Below are 14,125 nucleotides of genomic sequence, written 5' to 3' on the forward strand. Positions count from 1 at the left end.
TGTGGTTGGGGCGGATTCCTTTGAGATTGATTGATGATTGACCCAGCAATGGGTTCTGTCAGAGGTTGAACTCGTTGTTTTTGACGCTACTGCTGGCCGGCACTTCGGTGCTGGTTGGTTTTGCGATATTTTTCAACGGAGAGTTTGATCCTGGCTCAGGACGAACGCTGGCGGCGTGCTTAACACATGCAAGTCGAACGGTAAGGCCCCTTCGGGGGTACACGAGTGGCGAACGGGTGAGTAACACGTGAGCAACCTGCCCTTGACTCTGGAATAACAGTTGGAAACAGCTGCTAATACTGGATATTCATCGTTCCCTTCCTGGGGGGTGGTGGAAAGCTCCGGCGGTCAGGGATGGGCTCGCGGCCTATCAGCTTGTTGGTGAGGTAATGGCTCACCAAGGCTTCGACGGGTAGCCGGCCTGAGAGGGCGACCGGCCACACTGGGACTGAGATACGGCCCAGACTCCTACGGGAGGCAGCAGTGGGGAATATTGCACAATGGGCGCAAGCCTGATGCAGCAACGCCGCGTGCGGGATGACGGCCTTCGGGTTGTAAACCGCTTTCAGTAGGGACGAAGGGTGACTGACGGTACCTACAGAAGAAGGACCGGCTAACTACGTGCCAGCAGCCGCGGTGATACGTAGGGTCCGAGCGTTGTCCGGAATTATTGGGCGTAAAGGGCTTGTAGGCGGTCCGTCGCGTCAGAAGTGAAAACTCAGGGCTTAACCCTGAGCCTGCTTTTGATACGGGCGGACTAGAGGGATGCAGGGGAGAACGGAATTCCTGGTGGAGCGGTGGAATGCGCAGATATCAGGAGGAACACCGGTGGCGAAGGCGGTTCTCTGGGCATTACCTGACGCTGAGAAGCGAAAGCGTGGGGAGCAAACAGGCTTAGATACCCTGGTAGTCCACGCCGTAAACGGTGGGCACTAGGTGTGGGGGACATTCCACGTTCTCCGTGCCGAAGCTAACGCATTAAGTGCCCCGCCTGGGGAGTACGGCCGCAAGGCTAAAACTCAAAGGAATTGACGGGGGCCCGCACAAGCGGCGGAGCATGCGGATTAATTCGATGCAACGCGAAGAACCTTACCTGGGTTTGACATATGCCGGAAAGCTGCAGAGATGTAGCCCCCGCAAGGTCGGTATACAGGTGGTGCATGGCTGTCGTCAGCTCGTGTCGTGAGATGTTGGGTTAAGTCCCGCAACGAGCGCAACCCTCGTCCTATGTTGCCAGCGGATAATGCCGGGGACTCATAGGAGACTGCCGGGGTCAACTCGGAGGAAGGTGGGGATGACGTCAAGTCATCATGCCCCTTAAGTCCAGGGCTTCACGCATGCTACAATGGCTGGTACAAAGGGCTGCGATACCGCAAGGTGGAGCGAATCCCAAAAAGCCAGTCTCAGTTCGGATTGGGGTCTGCAACTCGACCCCATGAAGTCGGAGTCGCTAGTAATCGCAGATCAGCAACGCTGCGGTGAATACGTTCCCGGGCCTTGTACACACCGCCCGTCAAGTCATGAAAGTCGGTAACACCCGAAGCCGGTGGCCCAACCCTTGTGGAGGGAGCCGTCTAAGGTGGGACTGGCGATTAGGACTAAGTCGTAACAAGGTAGCCGTACCGGAAGGTGCGGCTGGATCACCTCCTTTCTAAGGAGCCATATGGCGCACCCGTCGTGGTGTGTCCATGTCGGCCAGTTCTGCAGCGTTCGTCTGCAGCTGGTCGGGCACCGGAATGTGGAACATTGACTATTAAGCCTGGTCGTCTGATTCTCGTCAGTACAACTTCTGCGCCTTCGGGTGTGGGGGAGTGGAACCTCGAGGGTTGGGTGTCTGGGCCTGAGCACGCTGTTAGGTCCTGAGGGTTCGCTCACTTCGGTGGGTGGCTTTCAGTGCGGACCGACGCCGGCCGCCCGGAAGGGTGTGGTCGGGTCTGGTTTCCGCCCGTGTGTTGAGAACTTCACAGTGGACGCGAGCATCTTTGTAGTAATTAACAAGCTACTAAGGGCAATCGGTGGATGCCTAGGCACCAAGAGCCGATGAAGGACGTTGTAACCTGCGATAAGCCCCGGGGAGCTGGTAAACGAGCTTCGATCCGGGGATCTCCGAATAGGGAAACCTCGAAAGAAACCGGAGTAATGTCCGGCGACCTCCGCCTGAATATATAGGGCGGTAGGAGGGAACGTGGGGAAGTGAAACATCTCAGTACCCACAGGAAAAGAAAACAACAGTGATTCCGTAAGTAGTGGCGAGCGAACGCGGAAGAGGCCAAACCTCATGCGTGTGATAGCTGACAGGCGTTGCGCATGTGGTGTTGTGGGGCCGTTCTGGTCGTGCTGTCAAGCGACTAAGCAGTAAGAAATGATCGTTGAAGTCGAAGGACTCTGGGAAGGTCCGGCATAGAAGGTAACACCCCTGTAGACGTAAGACGATCACTGCTGAGCGTTACCCCAAGTAGCACCGAACCCCTGAAATTCGGTGTGAATCTGGCAGGACCACCTGCTAAGCCTAAATACTCCTTGGTGACCGATAGCGGACAAGTACCGTGAGGGAAAGGTGAAAAGTACCCCGGGAGGGGAGTGAAATAGTACCTGAAACCGATTGCCTACAATCCGTCGGAGCAAACACATTTCGGTGTGGATGTGACGGCGTGCCTTTTGAAGAATGAGCCTGCGAGTTAGTGGTACGTGGCGAGGTTAACCCGTGTGGGGAAGCCGTAGCGAAAGCGAGTCCGAATAGGGCGATTGAGTCGCGTGCTCTAGACCCGAAGCGGAGTGATCTATCCATGGCCAGGGTGAAGCGACGGTAAGACGTCGTGGAGGCCCGAACCCACCAGGGTTGAAAACCTGGGGGATGAGCTGTGGATAGGGGTGAAAGGCCAATCAAACTCCGTGATAGCTGGTTCTCCCCGAAATGCATATAGGTGCAGCGTCGCGTGTTTCTTGCCGGAGGTAGAGCACTGGATAGTCTAGGGGGCCCACAAGCTTACCGAAATTAGCCAAACTCCGAATGCCGGTAAGTGAGAGCGCGGCAGTGAGACTGCGGGCGATAAGGTTCGTAGTCGAGAGGGAAACAGCCCAGAACACCAGCTAAGGCCCCTAAGCGGTTGCTAAGTGGAAAAGGATGTGGAGCTGCGGAGACAACCAGGAGGTTGGCTTGGAAGCAGCCACCCTTGAAAGAGTGCGTAATAGCTCACTGGTCAAGTGGTTCTGCGCCGACAATTTAGCGGGGCTCAAGCAATCCGCCGAAGCTGTGTCATTCACATGTGTACTCGGCCCCTTGTGGGTCCAGGTGTGTGGATGGGTAGGGGAGCGTCGTGTGCGCGATGAAGCGGCGGAGTGATCCAGCCGTGGAGAGCACACGAGTGAGAATGCAGGCATGAGTAGCGAATGAGGAGTGAGAAACTCCTCCACCGAAAGACCAAGGGTTCCAGGGTCAAGCTAATCTGCCCTGGGTAAGTCGGGACCTAAGGCGAGGCCGACAGGCGTAGTCGATGGACAACGGGTTGATAGTCCCGTACCGGCGCTATGACGCCCGTGCCGAATCAGGTGATGCTAAGCACGCAAGTCGGGTGGATCCTTCGGGTGAAGCTTCGATGAGTCTGCGACCCGATCTTGTAGTAGGCAAGCTGCGGAGTGACGCAGGAAGGTAGCCCATCCCGGGCGATGGTAGTCCCGGGCTAAGTGCGTAGGGCGAGGTGTAGGTAAATCCGCACCTCTTGTGCCTCAGACATGACGGCTGGACAGACCACGGTCTGTCGAGTGGGTGATCCTATGCTGCCTAGAAAACCTTCGTGAGCGAGTTGTAGAGCCGCCCGTACCCTAAACCGACTCAGGTGGTCAGGTAGAGAATACCAAGGTGATCGAGATAACCATGGTTAAGGAACTCGGCAAAATGCCCCCGTAACTTCGGGATAAGGGGGGCCGACCATGTGACCACACTTGCTGTGGGAAGCGTGGGAGGCCGCAGAGACCAGGCCCAAGCGACTGTTTACTAAAAACACAGGTCCGTGCCAAGTCGCAAGACGATGTATACGGACTGACGCCTGCCCGGTGCTGGAACGTTAAGGGGAAGTGTTAGTCGCAAGGCGAAGCACTGAACTTAAGCGCCAGTAAACGGCGGTGGTAACTATAACCATCCTAAGGTAGCGAAATTCCTTGTCGGGTAAGTTCCGACCTGCACGAATGGCGTAACGACTTGGGCGCTGTCTCGACCATGGACTCGGCGAAATTGCACTACGAGTAAAGATGCTCGTTACGCGCAGCAGGACGGAAAGACCCCGGGACCTTTACTATAGTTTGGTATTGGTGTTCGGTACAGCTTGTGTAGGATAGGTGGGAGACTGTGAAGCGGCCACGCCAGTGGTTGTGGAGTCAACGTTGAAATACCACTCTGGCTGTTCTGGATATCTAACCTAGGTCCATTATCTGGATCAGGAACAGTGCCTGATGGGTAGTTTGACTGGGGCGGTCGCCTCCTAAAAGGTAACGGAGGCGCCCAAAGGTTCCCTCAGCCTGGTTGGTAATCAGGTTTCGAGTGTAAGTGCACAAGGGAGCTTGACTGTGAGAGGGACACCTCGAGCAGGGACGAAAGTCGGGACTAGTGATCTGACGGTGGCATGTGGAAGCGCCGTCACTCAACGGATAAAAGGTACCCCGGGGATAACAGGCTGATCTTGCCCGAGCGTCCATAGCGACGGCATGGTTTGGCACCTCGATGTCGGCTCGTCGCATCCTGGGGCTGGAGTCGGTCCCAAGGGTTGGGCTGTTCGCCCATTAAAGCGGCACGCGAGCTGGGTTTAGAACGTCGTGAGACAGTTCGGTCCCTATCCGCTGCGCGCGTAGGAGTCTTGAGGAGAGCTGTCCTTAGTACGAGAGGACCGGGACGGACGAACCTCTGGTGTGCCAGTTGTCCTGCCAAGGGCACGGCTGGTTGGCTACGTTCGGAAGTGATAACCGCTGAAAGCATCTAAGCGGGAAGCACGCTCCAAGATGATGGCTCCCACAGGGTAACCTGGTAAGGCCCCCAGCAGATCACTGGGTGATAGGTCGGATGTGGAAGCACAGTAATGTGTGGAGCTGACCGATACTAATAGGCCGAGGGCTTGTTTTCTACAAAGATGCTACGCGTCCACTGTGAGGTTCTCGAGATACGGTCGGGAACCCTCCAAGCACCACTGGTTCCACCTTCGGGTGGGGCTGGTTGTGTGCGGGAGGGTTGCGCGTCATCTCTTTAGAGTTTCGGTGATCATTGCGTTAGGGAAACACCCGGTCCCATTCCGAACCCGGAAGTTAAGCCTTTCAGCGCCGATGGTACTGCACGGGGGACCGTGTGGGAGACTAGGACGTCGCCGGACAACACACTTCAAGCCTGACCCCTTTCGGGGGGTCGGGCTTGAAGTATTTCTGCGTTCAGACGTGTGCAGACGAGAAGAAGGGGGAGGCGCACCAGCGCCTCCCCCTTCTGTCGTTCTCGGACCGGTGAGCTCAGCCGGCGTTCTCCGTCGACACCGCGACGGCGGACGTCGAGGGGTGCCGGTCGAGCAGCACGGCGCGGTAGCGCTCGCTCAGCTCCACGGCCGCCACCTGGTCAGCGGTCGTGGGCTCGTGCTCGCTGAGCACCGGGACCGGCCACTCGGGCAGGGAACCGGTGAGGGCCCAGGCCGCCTGCCGGGCAGCCCCGACGGCGACGCTCTCGAAGGTGTCCGTCACCCGGATGGGCAGCCCGAACACCGCCGGCGCGATCCGGCGGACGGCGTCGGACTGGGAGGCGCCGCCGGTGAGCGTGATGGCGGTGACGGGCCCCGTCTGCTCCTGGAGCACCTGGACCCCGTAGGCCAGGCTCCACAGCACGCCCTCGATGGTGGCGCGGGCCACGTTGGCCGGCGTCATGTTCCTCAGCGTCATCCCCGACAGCTCACCGCGGGCGTCCGGCAGCGGCGGTGTCCGCTCGCCCTCCAGGTAGGGGAGGAAGGTGAGCCCGTCGCTGCCCGGCTCGGCGGACAGGGCCAGGCGGCTCAGCTCGTCCAGGCTCACGCCGAGCAGCTCGGCGGCGGCGACGAGGTTGCGCGCGCCGTTGAGCGTGCACACCAGGGGGAGGAAAGCGCCGGTGGCGTCCGCGAAGCCGGCGACGGTGCCGGTCGGCTCGTGGGTCTGGCGGCTGCTGCGGGTGAACGCGGTGCCGCTGGTCCCCAGGGACACCACGGCCTCGTGCTCCTGCAGGCCCAGGCCGAGGCCGGCGGCCATGTTGTCCCCCGTGCCCGCCGCGATGGCGATGCCCTCGGGGGTGTGGCCGACCACCTCGTCCGGCCGGGCGACCCGGGGGAGCACGAGGTCGTGGCCCAGGGCCCGGCGGACCAGGTCGTCGCGGTACCGGCCCGACGTCGCGTCGAAGTAGAGGGTGCCGGAGGCGTCACCGCGGTCGGTGGTCGGCTCGAAGGAGCGGCCGCCGATCTGCCAGGTCAGCCAGTCGTGCGGCAGGACGACGGCGTGCGTCCGCGCCGCGTGCTCGGGCTCGGCCCGGGCGAGCCAGCGGAGCTTGGTCACGGTCATCGACGCCACCGGCACGGAGCCGACGGCGTCGGCCCACGCAGCACCCCCGCCGAGCTCGTCGATGAGGTCACGGGCGTCGGGGGCGGAGCGGTTGTCGTTCCACAGCAGGGCGTCGCGGACCAGCTCGCCGGACTCGTCCAGGGTAACCATGCCGTGCTGCTGCCCGCCGACCGACAGCGCCTCGACGCCCTCCAGCAGTGCCGGGTCGGCGGTGGCGGTGCGGTAGGCGTCGAGCCACGCCTGCGCGCTCACCTCGCTGCCGTCGGGGTGGGGGGCTCGGCCCGTGCGGACCACGGCGCCGGTCTCGGCGTCGCAGACGACCACCTTGACCGACTGGGTGGAGGAGTCCACCCCGGCTACGTACGTCACGTCATCTCTCCTGGTCGGGTGCGTGAGCCGGTCCGACGGGTGCCGCCGGGCCGCGCTCGGTGAAGGGTTGCAGTATCCCCGGTGCCGACGCGCCGGTCGCGGGACAGGGAGCGACCCGCGTCCGCGTCGCCCGCGTCACACGCCGTCCAGCTCCACCGCGCTCTGGGAGCCGGGCCGGATCTGCAGCTTGCGCCCCTCGCCGCGGCGGAACATCGCGACCGCGTCGCCGTAGCCCTCGAGCGGGAAGGCGTGGCTCACCATGGCGGCGGCGTCCAGGGCGCCGGCGGCGAACATCTCGACGGCCCGGGCGTAGGAGCGCAGCTCGGCCATGGAGCCGACGACGGAGATCTCGTCGTTGTAGATCCGGAACGGCGAGAAGGTCGCCCGCGCGTCGGCCGGCGCGACCCCGAACTGCTGGAAGGTCCCGCCGCGGCGCACCCGGGAGAGACCGTCCTCGATGGCGGCCGGAGCGCCGGTGCAGTCGATGACGACGTCCCACCCGCCGGCGCGCTGCACGTCGTCGGCGGAGGTGGCGACCCGCTCGACCCCCACCCGACGAGCCGTGGCCAGCCGTCCGGGCAGCCGGTCGACGACGGTGACCGAGGCGGCACCCGCGCGCGGGGCGAGCTGGGCCATCATCAGCCCCATCGTCCCGGCCCCGTAGACGAGGTAGTGCTCGCCCATCCGTCGCGGCAGCAGGTCGTAGCCGTGGATGGCGCAGGACAGCGGCTCCACCAGGGCGGCGAGGGCGAGGTCGACGCCGTCCGGCAGCCGGTGGACGTTGCGGACCGGTGCGACGGTCAGCTCGGCGGTCGACCCGTGGGTGCGGGCCACACCGGAGCCGTCCCAGCGCTCGCAGAGGTTGGAGCGGCCGGCGGTGCAGAACTGGCACTCGCCGCAGAACAGGGTGGGGTCCACCGAGACGCGGTCGCCGGGGGCGACCTCGTGCACCTCGGAGCCCACCTGCTCGACGACCCCGGAGGTCTCGTGGCCCGGGATGATCGGGTACCGGGTGGGGGCGAACTCGCCGTCCAGCACGTGCACGTCCGTGCCGCAGATGCCGACCGCCTCGACGCGGACCACGACCTGGCGCGGACCGGCGACGGGGTCGGGCACCTCCTCGACCGAGAACCGTCCCGGCTCGTGGAAGACGACCGCCCTCACCGCTCGTCCGTCCCGGTCCGGGTCCGTTCCGGACCCCCTGAGCACGCCCTGGAGATCATCCTGGTCACCACCCTCGGTCGACGGCGGGCCACGGCGCCGCGCTGTCCCGCGGAGGCTAACGCACGCGCCGGGGGCAGGGCGCCACCGGCACCGCAGCGGCTGCGCCGTCCGGAGGCGGCACCGCGAGGTGGTCGTCGCCGGCCCGCCCGGCCCGCCCGCTTTGCCACCGGGACGGCGGACGAGGAGGATTGGACGGTGGACCAGCCGAACCGCCCTGACCGACGCGACCCCGACGGCTCCAGCCGCGGTGACGGGGACCGCCGCGACGGACGTCCCGGCGGCTCCCGCCCCTACGGCAGCGCCGCCGGTCGTCCCGACCGCAGCGGTCCCGTCCGTCGCGGACCCCGACCCGAGGGCCGGGCTGGCGCCGACCGCCCGGACCGCGGCGACCGTCCCGACCGGGGGCAGCGGCCCGACCGCGGCGACGCCCGGCGCGACGACCGCCCACCGCGTGACGACCGCTGGGGCCGCGACGACCGCGCACCGCGGGCGGACCGCCCCGCGCGGGACGACCGCGGTGGTCGCCCCGAGCGCACCGACCGCTACGACCGCGGTGCCCGTGATGACCGGTCCCGGGACGACCGCCCCCGCTCCGACCGGCCCCAGCGCTCCGACCGGCCCGCCGCCGCCCGTCCGGCCTCGGGTCGCCCGACCGAGAGCCGCGGCGCGCGCGGCACCCGCGACCCGCGGCCGTGGGACGAGCGCCCCGCCCGCGGTGGCCGGGACGACCGTCCCCCGCGCAGCGGACCGCCCCGCGGCGACCGTCCCGACCGGGGCGACCGTCCCGACCGGGGCGAGCGGGGCGGCCGGCCTGAGCGCGGGGGCCGTCCCGACCGGCCCGGCGCCGACCGCCGGCCGCCGCGCCGCGACGAGCCGCCGCGTCCGGGTCTGGCCCGCCGGGCCGACGAGCCGTCGATCCCCGAGGGCGTCGACACCCGCGAGCTGCACCGCGCGGCGCGCGCCGAGCTGCGCGGGCTGCCCAAGGAGCTGGCCGAGATCGTCGCGTCCCACCTGGTCGTCGCCGGCCAGATGATCGAGGCCGACCCCGAGCTGGCCTACCGGCACGCCGAGGCCGCCCGCCGCCGGGCCGCCCGGCTGCCGCTGGTCCGGGAGGCGGCGGCCGAGACCGCCTACGCCTCGGGGCGCTGGGACGTCGCGCTCAGCGAGTACCGCGCGCTGCGCCGGATGACCGGCACCCACGACTACCTGCCGGTGATGGCGGACTGCGAGCGGGCGCTGGGCCGGCCCGAGAACGCTCTCAAGCTCGCCCGCGAGGCCGATCACCTGGAGCTCGACCCGGCGCTGCGGGTGGAGATGACCATCGTCGAGTCCGGAGCCCGCCGCGACCTCGGCCAGGGTGCGGAGGCCCGCCGGCTGCTGCAGCAGGCGGTCCAGAGCCAGACCGTGCGGCCTGGCCTGCAGGTCGCCGTCGCCCGGCTCCGCTACGCCTACGCCGAGGCGCTGCTGCTGGACGGCGAGCGCGAGGAGGCGCGGCGCTGGTTCGTCTCCGCCGCCAAGCTCGACCCCGAGCAGGAGACCGACGCCGCGCTGCGCGTCGACGAGATCGACGGCCTGCTCATCGACTTCGACGAGGACGACGACGAGGACGGCCCGGACGACGACGGGACCGACGGGCCCGGGTCCGACCGGGACGGCCGGTGACCGCGGCGCTCGTCGACGGCTACGACGCGGCCCTGTTCGACCTCGACGGCGTGGTCTACCTCGGGCCGGTGGCCGTCGAGGGCGCTCCCGAGGGCCTGGCCGAGCTGCGCCGGCGCGGGGTCGCGCTCGGCTACGTCACCAACAACGCGGCGCGCTCGCCCGGGGTGGTGGCCGAGCACCTCGTGTCCCTGGGGGTGCCGGCCCGGCCCGAGGACGTCGTGACCTCCGCCCAGGCGGCGGCACGGCTGCTGCGCGAGAGGTTCGGCGCGGGAGCGCGGGTGCTGGCCGTCGGGGGTGAGGGCGTGCTCGCCGCGCTGGCCGAGCAGGACCTGGTCGCCCTGCGCTCCGCCGACGACGACCCGGTCGCGGTGATCCAGGGCTTCGGCTTCGCGCTGGCCTGGCAGGAGCTCAACGAGGCGGCCATCGCCATCAACCGCGGGGCGCACTGGGTGGCCACCAACGACGACCCGACCCGGCCCACCGACCGCGGGCTGGTGCCCGGCAACGGCGCCGCCGTGGCCGCCGTGCAGCTGGCCGTCCGGGTCCGTCCCGAGGTCGCCGGCAAGCCCCACCGGCCGCTGCTCGACGACACGGTCCGGCGCACCGGGGCGCAGCGGCCCGTCTTCGTCGGCGACCGGCTCGACACCGACATCGCCGGCGCGGTCGCGGCCGGCCTGGACAGCCTGCTGGTGCTCAGCGGGTCGCACGGCCCGCGCGACCTGCTGGAGGCGCCGGACGGGTCGCGGCCCACGCACCTGGGCGCCGACCTGCGGGCGTTGCTGCAGCCCCCGCGGGAGGCCCGGGTGGAGGGCGACAGCTGCGCGGTGGGGCCGCTGACGGCCACGGTCGAGGGGCAGAGCATCACCCTCGACGGAGCACCGGAGGACCCGCTCGACCCCCTGCGGGCCGCGGCCCGGCTGGCCTGGCGGGCGGCCGACGCGGGCCGGCCGCTGGACGTCGACGCCGTGCTGGCCGTCCTCGGGCTGGGCTGAGCCTCAGCGCCGCCGGCGGACGGTGACCGGGCCGGCGGCGGTCGAGCCGTCGACCACCCGCCCGCCCTGCACGATCTCGGCCTCGCCGGCCGCGACCAGCCGCCGCGCCGCCCGGCGCACGGGCTCCAGCTGCGCGCGCCAGTCGTCCGCGTCGACGGCGCGGGCCACGTCGACGTCGCCGACGCCCTTCGGCGCGGTCCGCAGCAGGGTCCGCAGCCGCTCCTCGAGCGCGCGGTCGGCCTCGCTCACCCCCCGGGAGCGGCAGCCGGCGCTGCAGTAGAGGACCTCGTCCCAGTCGCGCTCCCACTTCTTCCGCCAGGTGATGCGGCGGCCGCAGGAGCGGCACGGCTTGCTCGGCGGGGGCACCCGACCAGTGTGCCGCGGCCGGCCGCGCCCCGCTCGGCCGCGGCGCCGCCGGGGCTGTCGGAGGTGGTCGCTACGGTGAGCGCATGAGCGACGACAACTACGGCCTGCCGGCCGTCTCCCTCGGCCCGGTGTCCATGCCGCTGCTGGGCTTCGGGACCTGGCAGATCAGCGACGACGACGTCACCGCGGCAGTCGGCACCGCCCTGGAGACGGGGTACCGGCACCTCGACACCGCCACCGGCTACGGCAACGAGGCCGGCATCGGCCGCGCCCTCGCCGCCGCCGGGCTGGCGCGCGAGGACGTCTTCGTCACCACCAAGCTGCCCCCCGACCACGGCGGCCGGGAGCGGCAGACCATCGAGGAGAGCCTGACCAAGCTGGGCCTGGACCACGTCGACCTGTGGCTGGTGCACTGGCCGCCCGGCGGCGAGGCGGCGCCCGAGGTCTGGCAGGAGGTGGTGCGGGCCCAGCAGGACGGGCTGGTGACCAGCGTCGGCGTGAGCAACTACTCGCTGGCGCAGATCGACGAGATCACCGCGGCGGTCGGCGTCGCGCCGGCGGTCAACCAGATCAAGTGGGGCCCGCTGCTCTACGACGTCGCCGAGGTGGACGGCCTCCGCGAGCGCGGGGTGGTGCTGGAGGGTTACAGCCCGCTCAAGGCCACCGACCTCGACGACCCGGTGCTGGGCGGGATCGCGGCCGAGCACGGGGTGACCCCGGCGCAGGTCGTCATCGCCTGGCACGTGGCCCACGGCTTCGTGGTCATCCCCAAGTCCTCGCGGCCGGAGCGGATCATCGCCAACGCCGAGGCCGTCCGGGTGCCGCTCACCGTGGAGCAGGTGGAGGCCGTCGACGGCCTCGCCCGCGGCTGAGCACCACCACCACGTCCCGCCTCTCCACCCCGACCAGACAGGACCCAGGGCCGATCATGACCCGCACGGACGCACGCCCCGTGGTGCTCGCCGCCCCGGACGACCTGCTGCTGCCCGACCTGGCCGACCTGGCCGGGCCCGACGGCACGGTGGAGGTCGTCCAGCACGCGCTGGCCGACGAGTACCTCGACACCGACGACGGCGACCTGGCCGCGGGCGGGGTGAGCCTGCGACGCCGGAGCGGACCCGTCGACGCGGGCTGGCTGCTGCGGCTGCCGGCGGGCAGCGAGCCGGCGGAGCTGGCCAGTGCGTCCAGCGCCCGGACGCCGCCGGCCGCGCTGGCCGCCGCGTCGCTCGGGCTCACCCGCGGGCACGCCCTGCGTCCGGTCGCCGAGGTCACCACGCAGCAGACGGTGACGCGGCTCGTCGGCGCGGACGGCGATCTGCGGGCCGAGGTGGCCGACGAGCGGACCAGCAGCACGACGTTGGGCCACGTGAGCCGGCTGGACCACTGGCGCACCGTGGTGGTGCGTCCCGGGGACGACGGCACCGCCGACCGGGTGGTGGCGCGGCTGCGGGAGCTCGGCGCGCGCCCGGCGGGCCCGTCCGGGCCGCTCGAGGACGCGCTGGGGCTGGCTGCGGTCGCCCCCGCGCCCGGGACGCAGACCCTCGCCGACCTCGTCGGTCGCTACGTCGGCGAGCAGTGCGACCAGATCGCCCGGGGTGACCTCGCGCTGCGGCTCGGCGAGCCCCGGGTGCACCGCACCCGGGTCGCGATCCGACGGCTCCGGAGCACCCTGCGGGTGTTCGCCGACCTGCTGGACCCCGAGCCCACCGCCCGGCTGGAGGCCGACCTCGTCTGGTGGTCGGGCCTGCTCGGCCAGGTCCGCGACCGCGAGGTGCTGGCGGCGCGACTGGCCCGCCAGCTGGCGGCCCTGCCGCCCGAGCTGGTCCTGGGCCCGGTGGTGGCCGACGTCGACGCGACCCTCGGCCGCGAGCGGGCCCAGCACCTGCGCCGGGCCGAGGCCGAGCTGGCCGGGTCGCGCCTGCTGGGCCTGCTCGAGTCCCTCGTCCGCTGGCGCACCGAGCCGCCCTTCCTCGAGGGCGCCTCGGCCCCCGCCGACGCCGTCCGGCCCTACGTCACCGGCGCCGGTCGCACAGCCCGCAAGCGGCTCCGGACTGCGGCCGGTGAGAGCCCGGGCCCTCGTCAGGAGGAGCGGCTGCACCGGGCGCGGAAGGCGGCCAAGCGGGCCCGCTACGCGGCCGAGCTCGCCGAGCCGGCGTGGCCCCGCGCGGCCCGGCACGCGCGCCGCGCCGAGAAGCTGCAGACCCTGCTCGGCGAGCACCAGGACAGCGTCGTGAGCGAGGCGTTCCTGCTGCGGGCCGGGTCGGCCGCGGGCGGTCGGCGGGGGCACAACGGCTTCACCTACGGGCTGCTGCTGGCGGGCGAGCGCCGGCGGGCGTCCCGGGTCCGGCGCCGGGTGCGCCGCCGGGCCGGCTGAGGGCGGCCCACCGGACCCCGGCGCGGGCGCCCGTGGCAGGCTCGGAGGCACGGGGGCGCCGCCCGGTGCCCGCCGGAGAGAGGAAGCCGATGAGTGACGAGAAGCACGGCGCGGCCAAGCTGGTCGAGCTGGCCAAGGACATCAAGGTGGCCATGTTCACCACGACCGACGACGAGGGCCACTACGTGAGCCGTCCGATGTCCGCCCAGCACGTGGAGGACGACAGCGACCTCTGGTTCTTCGCCGAGCGCTCCTCGAGCGTGGTGGCCCACATCGCCGCCCGCCCGCACGTCGGGGTCACGCTGAGCTCCAACGACACCTGGATCTCCATCGACGGCGAGGCCCAGGTCGTCGAGGACGTGGCCAAGGCCAAGGAGCTGTGGAACGCCTGGGTCGAGGCCTGGCTGCCGCAGGGTCCGGAGGACCCGGAGGTCGTCCTGATCAAGGTCGAGGGCCACACGGGCGAGTACTGGGACACCCCCGGCGGCACCGTCGCCTCGGTGCTCAGCTTCGTCAAGGCCAAGACGACGGGCCAGCGCTACGAGGGCTCGGAGAACGAGACCGTCCAGCTCTGAGCTGTCCGGCG

The 14,125-nt window shown here is 69.0% G+C and carries 8 protein-coding genes and 3 rRNA genes; 8 read left to right on the forward strand and 3 right to left on the reverse strand.

Translation table 11 applies throughout. From position 1 onward, the window contains the following. Positions 1-132: 132 nt before the first annotated feature. From JOF54_RS18360 to rrf, 3 genes are all read left to right on the forward strand, one after another. Positions 133-1,651, forward strand: a 16S ribosomal RNA gene (locus JOF54_RS18360). 341 nt (positions 1,652-1,992) lie between these two features. After that, a 23S ribosomal RNA gene (locus JOF54_RS18365) occupies positions 1,993-5,113 on the forward strand. A 127-nt stretch (positions 5,114-5,240) separates the two neighbouring features. After that, positions 5,241-5,357, forward strand: a 5S ribosomal RNA gene (gene rrf, locus JOF54_RS18370). Together the 16S, 23S and 5S rRNA genes form the textbook arrangement of a ribosomal RNA operon. Positions 5,358-5,487: 130 nt before the next feature. Here the strand turns inward: rrf and xylB are convergent. Next, positions 5,488-6,921, reverse strand: a complete 1,434-nt coding sequence (gene xylB, locus JOF54_RS18375) for a xylulokinase (protein WP_210058443.1) — start codon at positions 6,919-6,921, stop codon at positions 5,488-5,490. A gap of 135 nt (positions 6,922-7,056) precedes the next feature. After that, the gene (locus tag JOF54_RS18380) at positions 7,057-8,085 is read right to left on the reverse strand and encodes a zinc-dependent alcohol dehydrogenase family protein (protein ID WP_210058445.1); all 1,029 of its coding nucleotides are present in this window, start codon (positions 8,083-8,085) and stop codon (positions 7,057-7,059) included. Between the two features lie 255 nt (positions 8,086-8,340). Here JOF54_RS18380 and JOF54_RS21260 point away from each other — a divergent pair, with 255 nt between their 5' ends. Further along, positions 8,341-9,807, forward strand: a complete 1,467-nt coding sequence (locus tag JOF54_RS21260) for a hypothetical protein (RefSeq protein WP_245358194.1) — start codon at positions 8,341-8,343, stop codon at positions 9,805-9,807. Then, a complete protein-coding gene (locus JOF54_RS18390) occupies positions 9,804-10,799 on the forward strand; it encodes an HAD-IIA family hydrolase (RefSeq protein ID WP_210058447.1) in 996 nt (331 codons plus the stop codon). Before JOF54_RS21260 ends, JOF54_RS18390 begins: the two co-directional genes overlap by 4 nt. A 3-nt stretch (positions 10,800-10,802) precedes the next feature. On the opposite strand, the gene JOF54_RS21640 is transcribed toward JOF54_RS18390, so the two are convergent. After that, a complete protein-coding gene (locus tag JOF54_RS21640) occupies positions 10,803-11,165 on the reverse strand; it encodes a DUF2256 and DUF3253 domain-containing protein (RefSeq protein ID WP_210058449.1) in 363 nt (120 codons plus the stop codon). An 83-nt stretch (positions 11,166-11,248) separates the two neighbouring features. Between JOF54_RS21640 and JOF54_RS18400 the strand changes: the two genes are divergently transcribed. The 3 genes from JOF54_RS18400 to JOF54_RS18410 all read left to right on the forward strand — a co-directional run bounded on the left by JOF54_RS18400 (position 11,249) and on the right by JOF54_RS18410 (position 14,114). Further along, complete coding sequence (locus JOF54_RS18400) at positions 11,249-12,037, forward strand: aldo/keto reductase (RefSeq protein WP_210058451.1); 789 nt, start codon at positions 11,249-11,251, stop codon at positions 12,035-12,037. Positions 12,038-12,093: 56 nt separating this feature from the next. Further along, complete coding sequence (locus JOF54_RS18405) at positions 12,094-13,539, forward strand: CYTH and CHAD domain-containing protein (protein WP_210058453.1); 1,446 nt, start codon at positions 12,094-12,096, stop codon at positions 13,537-13,539. A gap of 89 nt (positions 13,540-13,628) precedes the next feature. Then, a complete protein-coding gene (locus tag JOF54_RS18410) occupies positions 13,629-14,114 on the forward strand; it encodes a pyridoxamine 5'-phosphate oxidase family protein (protein ID WP_210058454.1) in 486 nt (161 codons plus the stop codon). The last annotated feature ends 11 nt before the right edge of the window (positions 14,115-14,125 follow it).

The sequence above is a fragment of the Microlunatus capsulatus genome, assembly GCF_017876495.1.
GTDB classification, from domain to species: Bacteria; Actinomycetota; Actinomycetes; order Propionibacteriales; family Propionibacteriaceae; genus Microlunatus; species Microlunatus capsulatus.